This window comes from Ancylobacter sp., assembly GCF_965229075.1.
Classification (GTDB): Bacteria; Pseudomonadota; Alphaproteobacteria; order Rhizobiales; family Xanthobacteraceae; genus Ancylobacter.
This window is the reverse complement of record NZ_CBDDIO010000001.1, coordinates 896,015-913,053: the sequence shown is the minus strand read 5'-3', so window position 1 is coordinate 913,053 and position 17,039 is coordinate 896,015. Positions and strand designations below refer to the sequence as shown.

The 17,039-nt window shown below is 67.0% G+C and carries 10 protein-coding genes; 9 read left to right on the top strand and 1 reads right to left on the bottom strand.

Annotated features, from left to right (window positions below; translation table 11 throughout):
• Positions 1 to 13: 13 nt before the first annotated feature.
• Complete coding sequence (locus tag ACO07Z_RS04515) at positions 14 to 2,737, top strand: ATP-binding protein (protein WP_421697575.1); 2,724 nt, start codon at positions 14 to 16, stop codon at positions 2,735 to 2,737.
• Positions 2,734 to 3,435, top strand: coding sequence for a response regulator (locus tag ACO07Z_RS04510; protein WP_421697574.1), 702 nt, complete (start codon positions 2,734 to 2,736; stop codon positions 3,433 to 3,435). Before ACO07Z_RS04515 ends, ACO07Z_RS04510 begins: the two co-directional genes overlap by 4 nt.
• 27 nt (positions 3,436 to 3,462) lie before the next feature.
• Here the strand turns inward: ACO07Z_RS04510 and ACO07Z_RS04505 are convergent, their stop codons facing one another.
• The gene (locus ACO07Z_RS04505) at positions 3,463 to 3,834 is read right to left on the bottom strand and encodes a chlorophyllide reductase (protein ID WP_421697573.1); all 372 of its coding nucleotides are present in this window, start codon (positions 3,832 to 3,834) and stop codon (positions 3,463 to 3,465) included.
• Between the two features lie 106 nt (positions 3,835 to 3,940).
• Between ACO07Z_RS04505 and ACO07Z_RS04500 the strand changes: the two genes are divergently transcribed.
• The 7 genes from ACO07Z_RS04500 (at position 3,941) to ACO07Z_RS04470 (ending at position 16,862) form a co-directional block, all read left to right on the top strand.
• Positions 3,941 to 4,483 carry a hypothetical protein gene (locus ACO07Z_RS04500; protein ID WP_421697572.1) on the top strand — a complete coding sequence of 181 codons (543 nt, stop codon included), beginning with the start codon at positions 3,941 to 3,943 and terminating at the stop codon, positions 4,481 to 4,483.
• 5 nt (positions 4,484 to 4,488) lie between these two features.
• Positions 4,489 to 4,716, top strand: a complete 228-nt coding sequence (locus tag ACO07Z_RS04495; protein ID WP_421697571.1) for a helix-turn-helix domain-containing protein — start codon at positions 4,489 to 4,491, stop codon at positions 4,714 to 4,716.
• A gap of 221 nt (positions 4,717 to 4,937) precedes the next feature.
• Positions 4,938 to 6,326: a nucleotidyltransferase domain-containing protein gene (locus ACO07Z_RS04490; protein ID WP_421697570.1), complete on the top strand. Its 1,389-nt coding sequence runs from the start codon at positions 4,938 to 4,940 to the stop codon at positions 6,324 to 6,326.
• Positions 6,310 to 7,479, top strand: a complete 1,170-nt coding sequence (locus tag ACO07Z_RS04485; RefSeq protein ID WP_421697569.1) for a hypothetical protein — start codon at positions 6,310 to 6,312, stop codon at positions 7,477 to 7,479. The genes ACO07Z_RS04490 and ACO07Z_RS04485 overlap by 17 nt, the downstream gene beginning before the upstream one ends.
• A complete protein-coding gene (locus ACO07Z_RS04480; protein WP_421697568.1) occupies positions 7,476 to 8,366 on the top strand; it encodes an aminoglycoside phosphotransferase family protein in 891 nt (296 codons plus the stop codon). The genes ACO07Z_RS04485 and ACO07Z_RS04480 overlap by 4 nt, the downstream gene beginning before the upstream one ends.
• Positions 8,363 to 9,583, top strand: a complete 1,221-nt coding sequence (locus ACO07Z_RS04475; protein ID WP_421697567.1) for a glycosyltransferase — start codon at positions 8,363 to 8,365, stop codon at positions 9,581 to 9,583. Before ACO07Z_RS04480 ends, ACO07Z_RS04475 begins: the two co-directional genes overlap by 4 nt.
• Positions 9,584 to 10,244: 661 nt before the next feature.
• Complete coding sequence (locus tag ACO07Z_RS04470; protein WP_421697566.1) at positions 10,245 to 16,862, top strand: hypothetical protein; 6,618 nt, start codon at positions 10,245 to 10,247, stop codon at positions 16,860 to 16,862.
• The last annotated feature ends 177 nt before the right edge of the window (positions 16,863 to 17,039 follow it).

Below are 17,039 nucleotides of genomic sequence, written 5' to 3'. Positions count from 1 at the left end.
TCTGCGTGCTGCGATGCCCACCCAAGCCGAGGAACGCCCCGCCCCCGAAGCCTTTCTCGACGAAGCCCGCATCGAGGCGCGCGGGCGGGGCGCGCCGGGGCGCTTGAAAATCTTCCTCGGCGCCTCCCCCGGCGTCGGCAAGACCTTCGCCATGCTGGAGGAAGCGCGCGCCCGCCAGCTGGCCGGCGTCGATGTGGTGGTCGCGCTGGTGGAGACCCATGGCCGGGCGGAAACCGCCGCCCTGCTGCGCACACTGGAGCAATTGCCGCGCCGCGTCGTCGAGTATCGCGGCCAGAGCCTCAGCGAGCTCGACCTCGACGCCCTGCTCGCACGCCGTCCCGGCCTTGCCCTCATCGACGAGCTCGCCCACAGCAACGCCCCCGGCTCGCGCCACCCCAAGCGCTGGCAGGATGTGCTGGAGGTGCTCGACGCCGGCATCGACGTGACGACGACGCTCAACATCCAGCACATGGAGAGCCTCAACGACATCGTCTCCCGCATCACCGGGGTGCGCGTCGCCGAGACCGTGCCCGACCATGTGCTGCAGCGCGCCGACGGCATCGAACTCATCGACCTGCCGCCGGACGAGCTGATCAAGCGGCTGAAGGACGGCAAGGTCTATGTCCCGCAGCAGGTGGGGCGGGCGCTGGAGAACTTCTTCTCGCGCGGCAACCTCACCGCCCTGCGCGAACTCGCGCTCCGCACCGCCGCGAGCCGGGTGGACGCGGAAATGCTCGCCTATATGCGGGCGAACGCCGTCAAAGGCCCGTGGCCGACGCAGGAGCGGCTGCTGGTCTGCGTCAATGAGGCGCCGGTGGCCAAGGCGCTGGTACGGGCGGGGCGGCGCATGGCCGACCGTGCGCGCCTGCCCTGGATCGTCGCCACCGTCCTCACCCCGCGCCATGAGACGCTGCCGGCGGACGCGCGCGCTGCCACGCTGGACGCGCTTCGCCTCGCCGAGACGCTGGGGGCGGAGACCGTCACCCTCCACGCCGAATCCGACGCGGTGGCCGAGCTTCTGCGCTTCGCCCGCAGCCGCAACGTCTCGCGCGTGGTCATCGGCCGGCCGCGCACCCATGGGGCGGGCTGGCGACGGCTGGCGCGGCTGCTGCGCGAGCCGGTGGCCGAGCGGCTGCTCGACGCGGCGACGGATTTCGAGGTGACGATCGTCAGCGACCCCAGGCCGCCCGCCCGGCGCGGCGGCTTCGTCTGGCCGAAGCTCGATCCCGACTGGCGCGGCTATGTGGCGGCGGTGGCGGCGACCGCCGTGGCGAGCCTCATTGCCTGGCCGGTCGGCGCCTGGGACGCGATTCCCGGCGGCGCCATATCCGCGATCTATCTCACCGCCGTGCTGGTGGTGGGCGCCAATTTCGGCCTTGGCCCCTCCATGGTGGCGACGCTGCTCGGCTCGCTCGCCTATAACCTCCTCTACACCGAGCCCTATTACACGCTGGCGGTGAACAACCCCGAGGACATCGTCTCCATCCTCGTCTTCCTCGTCGGCGCGGTGTTCACCGGCTCGCTGGCGGGGCGGCTGAAGGCGCAAGTTGAGGGGCTGCGGGTGGCGCAGCGCCGCACCGAGACGCTGTACGATTTCGCCCGCAAGATCGCCTCCGCCGGCAATGCCGACGATGTGCTGTGGGCCGGCGCCTACCACATCGCCGCGACGCTGGACTGCCGCTCGCTCATCCTCATGCCCGACCCCTCCGGCGCGCTGGAACAGGTGCAGGGCCATCCGTCCATCGAGGAGCTGGACCCGCGTGCGGAAGGCGCGGCGCGCTGGGCGTTCGAGCGCAACGAGCCCGCCGGTTCCGGCACCGCCACCCTGCCGATGAGCGAATGGCTGTTCGTGCCGCTGGCGGCGGGCGAGAAGACGCTCGGCGTCATCGGCGTGCGCTTCAAGGACCGCAGCCGCAGCCTCGATCCCGAGACCCGCCGCCTGCTGCTGGCGGTGGAGGATCAGGTCGCCGTGGCGGTGGAGCGGGTGCGCCTCGCCGAGGAATTGGCGGATGCCCGTGTGTCCGGCGAGAGCGAGCGGCTGCGCGGGGCGCTGCTCAACTCGGTGAGCCATGATCTGCGCACCCCGCCCGCCACTGTCATCGGCACGGTCTCGGCACTGGCCGAGGATCCCGACGGGCTATCCCGCGCCGACCGGCGGGAACTCGCGGGCACCGCACTCGACGAGGCGCGCCGGCTCGACCGCTATGTGCAGAACCTGCTCGACATGACGCGCCTCGGCCATGGCGCGCTCACGCCCCGCCGCGCGCCGGTGGAACTGGCGGAAATCGTCGGCCGGGTGCGCGCCGACCTCGCGCGCTCGCTGGCCGGCCATCATCTCGCGGTCGACCTGCCGCGCGACCTGCCCATGCTGGATGTCGACCCGGTGCTGATCGGCCAGGCGCTGACCAATGTGATCGAGAACGCCGCCAAATACGCCCCGCCCGGCACCGCCATCACCGTGTCGGCCCATGCCGAAGGGCCGGAGGCCCTGGTCGCGATAAGCGATGAGGGTCCCGGCATTCCCGACAGCGAGCAGGAAAAGGTGTTCGATCTGTTCCACCGCGTCACCCAGGGCGACGGGCGCCCGGCCGGCACCGGGCTCGGCCTTGCCATCGTGCGCGGTCTGGTGGAGGCTCACGGCGGCACGGCCCGCGCGCTGCCCGGGCCGAACGGACGCGGCACGACCATCGCGCTGCGCCTGCCCCTCGCCACGGCGCCCACCGACGACAGCACATGACCGAGCCCGACACGCCCCCTGCCCGCATCCTCGTGGTGGAAGACGACGCCCCGATCCGCCGCTTCCTGCGCATCGCGCTCGGCAGCGGCGGCTATGACATCACCGAGGCCGAGCGCGGGCGGCAGGGCATCGAACTCGCCGCCACCTCGGCGCCGGACTGCGTGGTGCTCGATCTCGGCCTGCCCGACATGGACGGCAAGGCGGTGATCGCCGCCATACGCGAATGGTCGCGTGTGCCGATTCTGGTGTTGTCGGTGCGCGACCAGGAGACCGAGAAGATCGCCGCGCTCGACGCCGGGGCCGACGACTATGTCACCAAGCCGTTCTCCGTCGGCGAAGTGATGGCGCGGCTGCGGGCGCTGCTGCGCGCGCGCCGGGACCGGGGAGCGGAGCCGGCCGAGCAGGTGCTGGGCGCCCTCACCGTCAATCTCGCCAGCCGCACGGTGCGGGTGGACGGGCGCGAGGTGAAGCTGACCCGCAAGGAGTTCGACGTGCTCGCCCTGCTCGCCCGCCACCCCGGCCGGCTCATCGCCCACGGTCAGTTCCTCACCACGGTGTGGGGCCCGGCGCATGCCGACGACACGCATTATCTGCGCATCGCCATCGGCCATATCCGCGACAAGCTGGGCGACGACGCCGCCAATCCGCGCTTCATTCTCAACGAGCCGGGCGTCGGCTACCGGCTGCGGGAGGGGTGAGGCGCGGCGCCCACCCGCCTGTGTCCGCTAGCGGCAGCCCGCGCGGCTCAGCATGTCGTCGATGAGGATTGGCGTCGCGGCGGTTTTGTCCCGGCTCGCCTGATCAACGCTGGAAAGCGCGGCGAGCGCGGCCGCGCTGGAAATGCCGAGCGGCCGCGCACAGGTGAGCGTGACGCCGCCCCGCCGCCCAGCCTCCGCCACCAGCAGGCCGGTGGCCTCCCCGACACCCGCGAGATAGGCCAACGCCGCGTTGCGGGCGGCATTGTCCTTCGGCGCGCGCTGGAGGAGCTCGACGACCTGGGCGACCGAGATCGTCCCGCTGGGCGTGGAGGGGGTGGCATGAGCGGGAAAAGCGAGGCCGACGGAGAGTGTCAGCAGCGCAAACGATGTGGCTTTCATGGGGCGGCTCCGTTATTGTAAGACGATAATTGAAGCCTAGCGGCTTTCTGAAATTATTGTCAAACGATAATTTTTGGACATAATAAGCCCGACCCAGGGGGAAAGCATGAAAAGCCAGCGCAGCCCGGCCGAAGCCCGCGACATGAGTTCGGCGGCCATCCTCGGCCTTTCGCCGGCCGCGCGTCTCGGCTTCCGCGCCTTGAACAGTGTGGCGTTGGCGCTCGCGATTCTGCTGCCGGCGCTGGCGGTGTTCTACTGGCTGGCCGGCGCCCCTGACGCGGCTTTCGGCCCGACCCTGCGGCTGGTAGGCATCGCCACCGCGCTGCTGCATCTGCTGCCGCTCAGCTGGGGCCTGATCCGGCTGCGCGCCTGCCTCGCGCAGTTCGCGGCCGGCCATCCCTTCGCGCCCGAGGGCATTGCCGGGCTGCGGGATTTCGCGCTGGGCGCCAGCGCCAGCGCTCTGGCCAAGCCGGTCGCGGGCATGCTGTTCACGCTGGCGCTGGGGTGGCACGGCGGCCGCATGCAGATCGTCCTCGACATCAGTTCCGACGTGATGATCCTGGCGCTGTTCGCCGGCGTCATCGCCGCGCTGGCCTGGGCGATGGAGAAAGCCGCTGTTCTCGCCGAAGAAAACAGCCAGTTCGTCTGAACGCCATGCCCATCAAAGTGAGCCTCGCGGCGGTGCTGGCCCGGCGCAATGTGAAGTCTAAGGAACTCGCCGCCTCCATCGGCATCACCGAAGCCAATCTCAGCCTGCTGAGGCAGGGCAAGGTCAAAGGCATACGCTTCGACACGCTGGAGGCCATCTGCCGCGCTCTGGACTGCCAGCCGGGCGATATTCTCCACTATGAGCCCGACGGCGACGCGAGCGAAGACCCCTAGGCGCACGCGGCGGCGCGTTTTCCAGCCTGCCGATGCCCGGATCGCGGCTACGGCATAAGGGGTTGCGCGGTGGTAAAACCGGCTTGACCCGCAGACGCGGGCGGGCGACGAGGTGAGCCGACCGGCCACGAGGGAGTCGAGCGGACGTGCCGCGGGATTGGCAGAAGCTGGAACAGCTGTTCGCACCTCCCGCCACTGGCACGGGAGCCGCCTGGAGCCGGTTGTGCCGGGCGGTCGGGCAGCGGCCGGGCGACGATTGGCGATTTCTGGCGGGCCTGTCGCCGGCGGAGTGGGAAGCCCTCCTCGCCGAAGCCACACTGCACTGGTGCACCCCGCTGCTCTACCGGACGCTGGCGCCGCATCGCGAGGCGCTCGGCGTTCCGGCGCCCATCTGGCGCGGCTTCAAACGGATTTACCTGTTCGCGCGGGCCCGGGCACGGCGCAGCGAGACGGTGATGGCACCGGTCCTGGCGGCCTTTGCCGCTGCGGGCCTGCCGGTCATCGTCCTCAAGGGCCTGTATCTGTCGCAGCTTGTCTATCCCGATGCCGCGGCACGGCCGATGACCGATGTCGACCTGCTGGTCCGGCGCGAGGATCTGGCGGCGGCGGCCGGCATTCTCGAAGCCTGCGGCTTCCATCAGAAAGGCGAGACGCCTTCGATGCAGGCGCATGCCGGCCTGCACCATTTGGAGCGCTATTGGCATCCGCACGGGCCGCCGATCGAGCTGCATTACGATCTGGCGATGCCGACCCATCTTCCCGCCAGCGATCTCGACCGTCTCTGGCAGCGGGCCCGGCCGGCGCGGATCTGCGGGGCCGAGGTTCTCGTGCTGTCGCCCGAGGACACGCTGCTGCATCTCTGCATGCACGCGGCCCTGAACCATCTGTTCGGGGTGAAGCTGCTCAGCCTGTGCGACATACCGCTGCTGCTCGACCAGGAGAAGCAGCGGCTCGACTGGCCGCTTTTCTGGCAACTCGCCCGGAACTGGCAAGTCTCAAGATCCGCCGCGCTCACGCTGGCGCTGGTGCGTGATCGTCTGGGCTATCCCCTGCCGGAGGGGGCTGCCGGGCCGCTGCGGCCGCTCGCCGGCGATCTCGTCCCCCTGTCGGCGGCGGCGGAAGCGCAGATGCGCCGAAGGGCGCTGATCATGGCGCAGCGGCGCTGGCCGTCCGCCGACCCGAACGCCGGCCCTGCCAAGCCCGCGCCGGATATGGGCGAGGCCCTGCGGACCCTGTGGCGCAGTCCGAGCTGGCGCGACCGGGCCGCGGCCATCTGCCAGCGCGTCTTCATCCCGCAGGCCGAATTGGCAGCCCGCTTCGGACTGGCGCCGGCCAATCCATGGGTACGGCTGCTTTACCCGGTCAGGCTGGTGCTGATGCTGGCCCGGCACGGCCGCGACAGCGTGGCCTATGCGACGATCTGGCTGATGCGGCGACGCGGGCGGGACCGGTTCATCTTCTTCGAACATGAACCGACCCGGCAGCAGCAGAAGCTGGAGCTCTGGCTGCGCGGCGGCGAGGTTCCCATGCCCGATCCGCCGCATCCGGAGACGCATGCACGTCGGCGGCTCGGCCGCATCAGCGAGGCGGGCGGTGACAGCAGCGTGTGACGATGGGTTCGACCCGTCCTGGTCGGCGACCTACGCCACCGGCACGGCGGGCGTGGACGTGTGCGGCAATGATCCCGCCGACGGCGCATGGCTCGATGAGTTCCTGACACCGTGGTGTGGGCGGGCCGCCTCGGGAACGGGCGCCCTGCAGGTCCGCATGATCCGCTCGAACCGCCGGGCGCGGGAACTCACGGATGAATGGACCGAGAGGCGGCAACATGGGCCGCAGCCGGAGCCGACGCCGTGTATCCGCCTTGAGACACGCACCCTGGCCTTCGACCGCTGGGCCGGCACCGCCGGCTGGCGGCTCGCCGACCCGCTCACCGGCTGCCAGTTCGTCGTCACCGGCCGCCGGGTCGATGTCATCGCGCCCGAGGGCGCCCATGCCGGGCAGCTGTTTCTGGCGGGCATGATACGCGAGGCGCTCACCGGCGCCGTGGCCGCCGCCGGCCGCGTGCTCGACCTGCACGCGGCGGCGTTCGCGGTCGGCGGTCAGGCCATCGTGCTGACGGGGCGCAAGCGGGCCGGCAAGACCTCGCTGCTGTGCCACGCCCTGCTTTCCGGCGGTGGCGCCCTGATCGCCAATGACCGGGTCTTCGTGCATCTCGATGCCGCGCCGCCGGTTGCCTGCGGCATTCCGACCGTGGCAGCCCTGCGGCAAGGCACGCTCGACACCTTCCCCCGCCTGCGGGAAGCGTCCGCGACCTTTGCCCCGCTCCCGCGTCTCGACGGGCCAGCCGACACCGGCCCACCGGGCTCGCCATCGCCCGAGCCCGCCGGCCTGCTGCTGACGCTGGCGCGACTCGCCGGACGGCTGGGCGCGCCGCAGATCGCCCGCGCGCCGCTGCGGGCGATCTTGCTGCCGGAGATTGCCGAGGATCAGGACGGCTGGGTGCTGGAGCGGCTGCCGGAAGCGGCGGCGGCAACGCAGCTGGCGGGCTGCCTGCATGGCGGTCGCGTCGGCGGCGAGGCGCCGACCTTCTTCACGGCGCTGATGCGGGGCGACGCCTCGCCCCTGCCGCCGGTCGGCGACCAGCTGGGCCGGCTGGTGTCGCAAGTTCCGGTCTATCGATTCCGGCTGGGGCCGGATGTCTACCGCCAGCCGGCAACGTGCTGGCTGCACGCCCTTGCCACGGTGGAGATGCCGGCATGACGGAAACGGAAGCGAACACAGACATCCTGGCCGCCCTGGCCGATTTCGGGGCACGTGCCAGCCGGATCGTTCCGCTGAACCCCGAGGCGAAACGTACCGATGCGCGGGCGTCATTTCGCGTCGACCTCGACGGCGGCACGGTGATCAAGCTGCGCCGGCTGGAAACAGAGGCCGCGGCACAGCAGCAACAGGCGCTGCGCAGCGCAGTGCCGCCGGCCTTCACGCCGGTGCTGGGCCGGTTCGGCAAAATCCTCATTGAAGCCTGGATCGAGGGCCGCCCGCTGCCGGCCGGCGCGCCGGCAACGGAGCATCTGCAAGCGGCGGCACAGATCCTGGCAGAGCTGCACGCCGTGCCCGAGGCAGCCGGGCGGCCCCTGCCGATGCGCGCGCCGCTCGGCGCAATCGCGGACGAGGTGCTGGCCTATCTCGGGGAACTGGCGGCGGCTGGCGCCCTGCCGGCGGGGATCGCCGCGCGGCTGGCCGACCGGGTGCGACGCACGGCACCGGCCGCGGCCGGGCTGACGCTGATCCACACGGATCTCTGCGGCGAGAACATGGTCGTCGATCCGGCCGGCCGGCTGCATGTGATCGATAACGAGCATTTCCGCATCGGCCCGCCCGGCATGGACCTGGCGCGCAGCTGGTATCGCTGGGGCCTCTATCGGGAGGATTTTGATACCGCTCAATGGCAGGTATTTTGCTACACCTATACCGGCGCGGGCGGCCAGGCGGAGGCGCTCGCCGATCAAGCGTTCTGGCGGATCGCCGCGGTGGCCCTCAGCGCCCGGCTTCGCCTGCGCATGGCCGACCCGACCCTCGCCGAACCCATCCAATGCCTGATCGGGATCGCCGCAGCCGATCCCCTGCCCGAGAGCCTGAAACCATGATTAAGAAGCGTCGTGTCGTCGCCTTCACCGTTCCCGGTCAGGGCCATGTGAACCGCATGCTGCCGCTTGTCGCCGGCCTGTGCGAGCAGGGCATCCCGGTCGATTTCTTCGCCCATGCCTGGGCGCAACCGGAAATCGAGCGCACCGGCGCGCGGTTCATCGACCTCTATGCCAACCGCCCGATGATGACGCCCGACAGCACCTCGACACCGATGGCGCTGCGTGCGGTCAGCTTCGCCGGCTATTGGGGCGAGGACGTGGTGCGGGAGATCGCGCCGCTGGAGCCTAGCCTCATTCTTCACGACACCTTCGCCGTGCTGGGCCGGATCGCCGCCTTTCACCTGAAGGTGCCCCGGGTCAATATGCGGGCCGGCCACAACCTCCAGCCGGAGCGGGCGCTGGCCGCCCTGCGCGCGCATCCCGGGCTGCACATTTCCGACGCCTGCCAGGCGGCGGTGGAGACGCTACGCACGCGCCACGGCGTCGCCGACGCCTCGCCCTTCTCGTTCTTCATCGATGATGGCGCGGACCTCAACATCTATTCAGAGCCGCCCGAATTCCTGCTGCCGGAGGAGCGGGCACCGTTCGAACCGCTCGCCTTCTTCGGCTCCTACTGGCCGGCCGACCATGCCGGACCAACCACGCCCGATCCCTTCGGCCCCGGCGCGGAAAACGGCCTCAAGGTCTATGCCGGGCTCGGCACGGCGGTGTGGCTGGAGTGCCCGGATCTGGCGATGATGGTGCTGGAGACCGTCGCCGATGCGCTGGCCACCTATCCGAGCGCGCGCGGGCTGATCACGCTGGGCGGCAAGCAGGTGACCCCGGCGGATATCGAACGGCTCACCCGCCCCAATGTCCGGGTCGAGCCGGCGGTGGACCAGACCGCAGTGCTGCGCCACGCCACCGCCTTCGTCTGCCATAACGGCCTCAACTCGACGCACGAGGCCATCATCCACGAAGTGCCGATGCTCTCCGTGCCGTTCTTCGGCGATCAGCCGCAGCTCGCCGCCCGCTGCCAGGCGCTGGGGCTCGCCGTGCCACTCACCCCAGCGCCGGGCGCGCCCCCCACGGTGGCCGGCATCCACGCCGCCCTCGACCGGGTGCGGGCCGAGGGCCCGGCCCTGCGCGCCCGCCTCGCCGAAGCGCATGGCTGGGAAAAGGCTGTGATGGCCCAGCGCCCGGCGGTCCTGCGCCGGATCATCGACCTGATGGGCTGAGCGGCGGGTGGGTCCCGTGCACGCGGCGCCGGAAGCGGCATGAACGCGGCCGGCACGGTGCCGATTGCACCGGAGCCGCCAGCCCGACCGGCGGCTCCCCGGCCCTCAGGCCACCTCGAATCAGCGCCGCGACATCACCGATGTGGCGCGCCGGCAGAGAACAACGGGCGGGAAGTTCAGAACTGCGGCGCGATCAGCTGCGCGCCGTCACGGCATGCGGAGGCCGCATCGCGCCACGCCCGCGCCGTCTCCGGAAGGCGCGTCGCTCCACGCGCATCATCGGTCGCATAAGGCGGGTCGGCAATGCCGGAGATGCCGGATCGAGGCCGAAATGGCGGGCCGCGAGCGACCAAGAAGAGAACTATGTGTTCGCTATAACCCTATGACGCGCGTTGGCCCATACCTGTCCCTCGCCGTCTTTCAGCGACGTCCGCTTTGCGCCGCCAAATCGGCCATTCGAGACCGCGCCTCGGCCGCCCCAAAAGCGGACGAGCTTCCGCTTGGAGCGCGGGAACACGCATCGCCGAGATTTATGCTCTTCGCATCCTGCAACACCATGATGGGGTGCTCGCGAACCGCGGGGATAGTGAAATCCGTCCCCTCGCGAAGTCCATGCTAGCGGTATAGCCTGGAAGGATGCGCTCAGGGCGGGACCACTCCATTGGCAGATCAGCCGATTACAGATAACCGCGAAGATGGGGCGGTCACGCCGATAGCGCTTGACAAAGTTCGAGCGTCGAAGGCTGGACACGCTTACCATGAGGCGTGGGCTGCGCGCACGGCTCTCGAACTTCTTCCGCCTTCGACCGACCTTATCAGCATCACCCTCGAGGGATTCGATGAGGAGGACGAGCAAGAGCTAGGAACGGGTGCGGTCGAGATTGCCGATCTGGTCCGATATCATGGCGGTACCGATGTCGCCCACGCGCATCGTGTGATCGTCGTTCAGTTCAAATACTCGATCGCGAGTGCCGATAAGGCGGTGAGGGCGTCCGACCTCGCTTCCACGCTGAGAAAATTTGCGGCTTCGGACGCTGAACTGCGAGTCGCCCATGGTGACCGCCATGTCGTGGAAGTGGTCAGGTACGAGTTCGCGACCAACCGGCCCATCCACGCCAACCTTGGCAAGGCCATATCGGCCCTCCTTACCGGTTCGGAACCTGAGCACGACGTGGCCCGTCAAGCGAGCCAGATCGCGGAAGCCCTGCGCGAATACCCGCATTCGCAAGCCGAATTGCTTCAACGACTGGAGCTGGTTGGCAGCAAGGGTAGCCTGGTCGACGCCGAACGCGGGATTTCCGCGACCCTTGCATCCTGGGGCGAGCCCGGCGATCCAGATGCAGAAAAGCGACTGCTCAAGCTGCGGAATCTGATCAGGCTCAAAGCCGGTCCGGGCAGCGAGGCGGACAAGCGAATCGATCGGATTGCCGTCTTGGCTGAACTCGAGGTGGAGGACGAGGAGAGGTTGTATCCGACGCCCGACGCGTTTCCCGATATTGGGGAAATGGTCCAGCGGGAGGTCATGGCCGACGTGTTGCAGCTCGCGCGCCAACCTGGCTTTCCGCTTGTCGTGCATGCGGCAGGGGGGATGGGCAAGACGGTGTTGATGCAGGGCTTGGCCGAGCAGCTCAAAGCTGATGGGCCAGTCGTCCTGTTCGACGGTTTCGGTGCCGGCCGGTGGCGAGATCCCTCGGACAACCGCCACCTCCCCGAGCGAACCTTGGTTCACTTGGCAAATTTGCTGGCGGGAGATGGCCTCTGCGACATCCTTCTGCCCATTGCCGACGTCACGGTACTGCTGAAGGCATTCCGCCGACGCCTTGCACAATCAGTCGCTTCCGCGCGCAACACGCGCCAGGACGCCCATTTATCCTTGGTACTGGACGCCATCGATCACGCCGGGCTCGCTGCACAGGAGACAGCCACTCAATCTTTTGCCCACCTGCTTCTGCGCAGCATCAGCACAACTCCGATCGATGGCGTCCGGATCATTGCTTCTTGCCGGACTGAGCGGCTTGCTCTCGCAACGGGCGGTAGCTTCCATCGGAAATTTCCAATACCGCTGTTTACGGATTTCGAGGCTCGCACCCTAATCGCGAGCCGAGCGACCGATTGCTCTCAAGCTGAAATCGCTGCGCTGTTGACGCGGTCGGGCCGCAATCCCCGCTGCCTGGATAGTCTCATTGTGGCGGGTCGGCCTTTCGACCCGATTTCGTTCCCGGATTCTCCGACCGAACCTGGCGATCTTTTGGACGCGCTCTTGCGAAAGCGACTGGAAGACGCCCGAGAAACGGCCCGCGCTCGGGGCGCGAGCGATGCTGACATCGATCTCTTGCTTACCGGGATAGCCTTGCTTGCGCCGCCCGTGCCAATTGAAGAGCTCGCTGCGGCGCACGGTTTGATCGCCGAGCAGGTGGAAAGCTTCGCTGCCGACTTGGCGCCACTGCTCGAACGAACGCCGCACGGCCTGATGTTCCGCGATGAGCCGACCGAAACCTTGATCCGAACGACATACGGTAGCGACCACACTGGCCGAGACCGTGTCATCGCGGCCTTGCAAGAGCGTCAGGTTTCATCGAACTACGCAGCGAGGGCGTTGCCGGCATTGCTGACCTCGTTTCGCGATGCAGATCAGCTCATCGAACTGGCCTATAGTCTGCGTGTTCCGACCGGCGCCTCGCAGGTCAGTGTCCGCGACATTCGACTGGCCCGCATCACAGCAGCGATTACGCTAGCGGGAGACCTTGGGCGCCGCGACGATCTGTTTCGCCTGCTGCTCGAGGCCTCGCTGGTCGCGGCCGGCCATGAACGATCGGACCGCTTTCTCTACGAGCATCCCGATCTTGCTGCGGTATCCGGCGATCCGGAGGCTTTGCGCAGACTTGCGACAACTTATGTCGGCTGGCCGGGAGGAAAGCACGCGGCGCTGGCGTTGGCAAACGCGTTCGCCGGCGATCACGATGAAGCCCGCCGGCATGCCCGTCGATCTATCGACTGGCACAATTGGGCCGCGCGCTCGCAACGTACCACGCGGTTCAGCAACACGAATGCGTCGCGAGAGTGGGATGACATCGGCTTTGCCTATGTCGAGATGCTGTTGGGCAACGACGTACGGGTCGCTGAGTTTTTCGCTCGTCGCGAAGACGGAGCGGCCTACGCAAAGTTCAGCGACTTGTTCGACCTGTTGGAACGTCATTGTCTCTCCAGTCATCCGCCCACCTCCCGTGTCCTCGCCCGTCTGGCGCGGTGTACGCTCCCATCCCGTGCCCTGTTTGCCGCCGCGCTCAAATTCGGTGACCGCGACGCCACCCGTGATAAGAAGCTGGTCGCCGCGATGGCTTCTGCTCCAGCCCCCACGGGAGATGACGGCAGCCTGGCGATGGCAAGCGTTCTTGCATCGGCCCGCGCCGCCGATGTCGGGCTCGATCATGAAGCCTCGCTGCTCCTCGCCGGCGCCGGGTTCAAAGTTCAATCGATCCATGACTATTCGAGCTATTTCCCGATCGACCGGACCGTTGATGTAGCGGTGCTTGCCGCAGGCGTGCGATCCGCTCTGCGAGGTCGGCCCGCCACGCTGCTGGACATCGTCCCGGCCGAGTTGATCGACTTGGTGCCCAGAAGTTTGCGGACGCGCGGACCCGCGGCGTTTGCTCGTGCGCTGGAGCGAAGGCTGGCGGAACCGAAATACGAACCTGGTCGGCGTCAGAGGCGGCGTCGCGATAGCCTGAATGGCGAGAAGCGGTCCAACTATTCACGCGCGCTCAGCGGCCGGATCATGCCGTTGTTGCCATTTGCGCAGGACTTGGCAAACATCATTCGCCCGCCGCTTCGAACGACGCGTTCCGAGATGCTCGCCCTAGCGGTTAATCGTGTAATCACCGACGTCGAGAAGTCATCGAATTATCCGTATCGCGACGGTAAAGCCTATCTCGCCAGGATCGGTTTTCGGGCGGTCTTCTATTTGGCTGACGCGCTGGGAGCATTCGACGTTGCCCTCGTCAAACAGATGGTCGATTGGCTCGCAACCGCGCCCGGACTCTTCACACCGGAACTCACCGACTTCGTCGCACGGTTGTCCCGTGTACCTCAATGTCACGATGCAGCTCTCGTCCTCGCCTCTCATGTCGCTAGAAAGATCCAACTCGACACCGATGTCGGGTCCCGGGTTACGGCCTACGGCGGCCTTGCCCGCGCCGTATGGCGGGTAAGCACCGAGGAGGCCGCGGCATACTTTCGCCGGGCACTCGATCTTGCGGAAGCTATCGGATCCGACGATTTCGACCGGACGAACCATCTGTTGGAGCTTACCGCGCACTACAAAGGTGCCGAGCTGTCTCCGGAGGCATCGCACACGCTCGCTCGCATCCTCGAACTGAACCAGGGCGAAGACGGTCGTTTTCCGTGGATCGAGTATGCGAACACGATGGTGCCCATTGCCGGTCGGGCAACGCTGGCGATGATCAACCGTCTGGATGATCGTGACGTTGCGCGCCTGAGACTCTCGCTCGGTCCCGCGCTCACCGTCCTAGTGCGGCAATCGAAGCTTTCGCCCGAAACGGCAGCGGCGCTTTTCGGATTGGCCCCGCCGGGAGAGGCTTGGACTTGGAATATCTCGGATTTTGCGACTGAGGTGGTCAAGCAACTCCCTCAGGAGCGCCACGAATGGTTCTTCAACCTCCTTTTGGTCGAGATCGATCGAGACGACCAATTGACCCCGGCGCGCGATACGGTTGAAGGCCTCGCTCGCCTCGCAACCGAACGTCTGCCCAAGGCCTCGGCAGCTCGAATTCGGATCGAAGGACTTCTGTCTCGCCTCGGCCCGCGAGACGATCTTAGCCCTGCCGTGGCCCCCGCTCGGCCGGAACCTGAGGCACAGCCCTTCCCGGTCGATCTCAACGACCCGGATGAGATTGACCGTCGGATACTCAGCGAGGAAGTCGACCAAACCGGACGTCGATGGCCGGTGCGCACATTGCTCGCCCTTGCACAACGGACGGCCACCCCAGCGGAGCGTCTTGGATTCGTTCGCGCCGTCGTTGAAGCCACGGCCGCGTCGCTGGCCGACAAGATAAGCGCGCTGGACAACCACCTCGAAGGCTGGAGCGCATCATCGGCAGCCATGCGCGATGCGCTACCGGAGCTCGGGCTGCGTTTGGCTTCAAAACACGCGGCTGAACTGGCTAGCTCCAGCACGGACGCGTGGGGCGGGTGGCGAGGACTTGAACGGTATTTCCTGGCTGGCCGGGTTGCTCTGGTCGAGCACGTCGTGGCGGGGCTGCGCAGCGACGCCGGAAATCTTGGTGGCAATGCATGGCTGGCGCTGGCGGCCCGGCTCGCTGCTGACGTCAGCAATGAGGCGATCGCCGAGGGTCTTGAGCGATTCCTCGCGAAAAGCGCGGTGAAGTTGCCGGATGAAGTTGGCGATGGCCCTTGGAATTCGTCTCTCGCAGTCCCGAATGATGAGACGGATCTGATAGTTGGCCTTTTATCGGTAAGGCTCGGTCATCCCGTCGCGGGAATGCGGTGGCGCGCCGCGCATGCCGTGCGGCGCATGGCTGAAACTGGGCGGTACGACATCATCGGCAAGCTGATCGAGCGCTTTGACGATAGAGCGGGCTCGCCCTTCACCGACGCAAAATTGCCATTCTACACGCTGCATTCACGGCTTTGGTTACTGATCGCTCTCGCCCGAATTGCCAAGGATTCTCCTGCATCTTTGGTGCAGCACCGAGATTTTCTCGAACGGATCGCTATGTCGATCGACTTCCCCCATGTCGTCATGCGCTCCTTCGCAAAAGATGCTCTCGGCATGATCGCGCCAGTGCTGGAGTCTGCAGAGCAAGCGCAGATGCTGGCCTCAATCTCATCCACGAACGTGTCGCCACACCCGCAGGCTCCCCGAGCCGACTATACCGAGTTTCGGTACGTCTCGCGCCCGCACATATCGCCCCGTCCCGACAACCCATTCCACTTGGACTACGACTTTAACAAGTATCAAGTCGAAGGCCTTTGTCGGGTCTTCGGATGTCCCGGCTGGGAGATCGAAGACCGCATTGGGCGCCGGGTTCGCGGGTGGGACCCTTCCATACGCGCGATGCACGAATGCCCGCGCAGCAGCGAATACAACGAAACCTGGTCATCTGGTTATGTCCCCGATCGCGATCTTTACGGAGGCTATCTCGGCTGGCATGCGCTTATGCTCGTCGCAGGTGAACTCCTGGCCGAGCGTCCGGTCATTGGCGAAGATTGGAGCGGGGACGCTTGGGGCGCTTTTCTCAACGAATATCGCCTGTCGCGCGATGACGGGCTGTGGCTTGCAGACCTGACCGATCCGTTTCCGCTCGATCTTCCCAAGGACACGGACGTCCCGATGTCGGACAGCGGCGCTGCTCGACGCCCGGTCGGCGAAGACATCCGCCTGCTGGCCCCGGTTCTGGGCATACGGGATGGAAAAATTGCATCTGACTGGATTCCAGCCGCTGGTCGCTGGTCGATCGACCCGGATACGACGCTGACCCTTAGCAGCGTCGCGGCAGACGCGAGCGATGCCCGCTCGACCGTGATGACCCTCCTTTCCGACGAGCCATTTTTCCGTTGGCTACCGGACGACGAAGAGGAAATTGCTCGCCACTTTGGACAGGAAGGTCACAGCGTCAAAGCGTGGGTGGCGGAAACTCCCAACACGCAGCGGCAACTGGATCGTCACGATCCCTATGGCTGCATCTCCGCGCTCGACAGGCCGTTCCCTACAGGCGCCACCGTTCAGGTGTTGAGCGCAACCCCAGGCGATCCGGTCGTCCGAGAATGGCGGATCGAAAACGCCAAGGCATTCTACGCGGAGGCTTGGGGCGCTGAGGGCGGGCGCGGCGAACAAGCGTGGAGCGAAGCCGGCTCTCGAATATTCGTCAGTCGCTCGGCGCTAACGTCGTTCCTCACGGCGACGGATCAGCGCCTCGTCGTCGCGTTGAAGCTGCAGAAATATCACCGAGGCAAATCGAGCGGCAAAGCCGGCGACACTAGCGCGTTCACACATCGATCGCTCCTCGCGATCATCAACGAGCGCGGCGAGGTTTGGATACCACATCGCCTGTCGAAGCACGCCAGACGCGCAATTGAGGAGATTGATGCCGACCGGAGACGCGATTTTCGCCCGCGGTTTCGGGCTATCGCTGGTCTTCCCGACGAGTGGCTTGCGCGTGAAGCTCATGTCCCGATCGATCCTGAGCTCTACCGTAGCTTCTTGGACCAATTGGAGAAAGGCGACGCGGCTTCGCTATAAGACGGAGCGATATTGTCAGGGTGGCTGCGATCGTTGCGATAGCGTGCTGGTTACCCCCATAAGTATGGCATCGAAAGCGAGGTCGAATTTACGTCCGCTTTGGCAAGTCGAAATGTCGAGAGCGGCCCGTCAGCTTCCGGCCCCGATCGCGCCGTTGCGCTGGTGTAGCGGATCTCC

What these genes read in the sequence shown, in the direction of transcription:
- ACO07Z_RS04515 (WP_421697575.1), top strand. Translation starts at nt 14, where the DNA reads ATGCCCACCCAAGCCGAGGAACGCCCCGCCCCCGAAGCCTTTCTCGAC.
- ACO07Z_RS04510 (WP_421697574.1), top strand. Translation starts at nt 2,734, where the DNA reads ATGACCGAGCCCGACACGCCCCCTGCCCGCATCCTCGTGGTGGAAGAC.
- ACO07Z_RS04505 (WP_421697573.1), bottom strand. Translation starts at nt 3,834, where the DNA reads ATGAAAGCCACATCGTTTGCGCTGCTGACACTCTCCGTCGGCCTCGCT.
- ACO07Z_RS04500 (WP_421697572.1), top strand. Translation starts at nt 3,941, where the DNA reads ATGAAAAGCCAGCGCAGCCCGGCCGAAGCCCGCGACATGAGTTCGGCG.
- ACO07Z_RS04495 (WP_421697571.1), top strand. Translation starts at nt 4,489, where the DNA reads ATGCCCATCAAAGTGAGCCTCGCGGCGGTGCTGGCCCGGCGCAATGTG.
- ACO07Z_RS04480 (WP_421697568.1), top strand. Translation starts at nt 7,476, where the DNA reads ATGACGGAAACGGAAGCGAACACAGACATCCTGGCCGCCCTGGCCGAT.
- ACO07Z_RS04475 (WP_421697567.1), top strand. Translation starts at nt 8,363, where the DNA reads ATGATTAAGAAGCGTCGTGTCGTCGCCTTCACCGTTCCCGGTCAGGGC.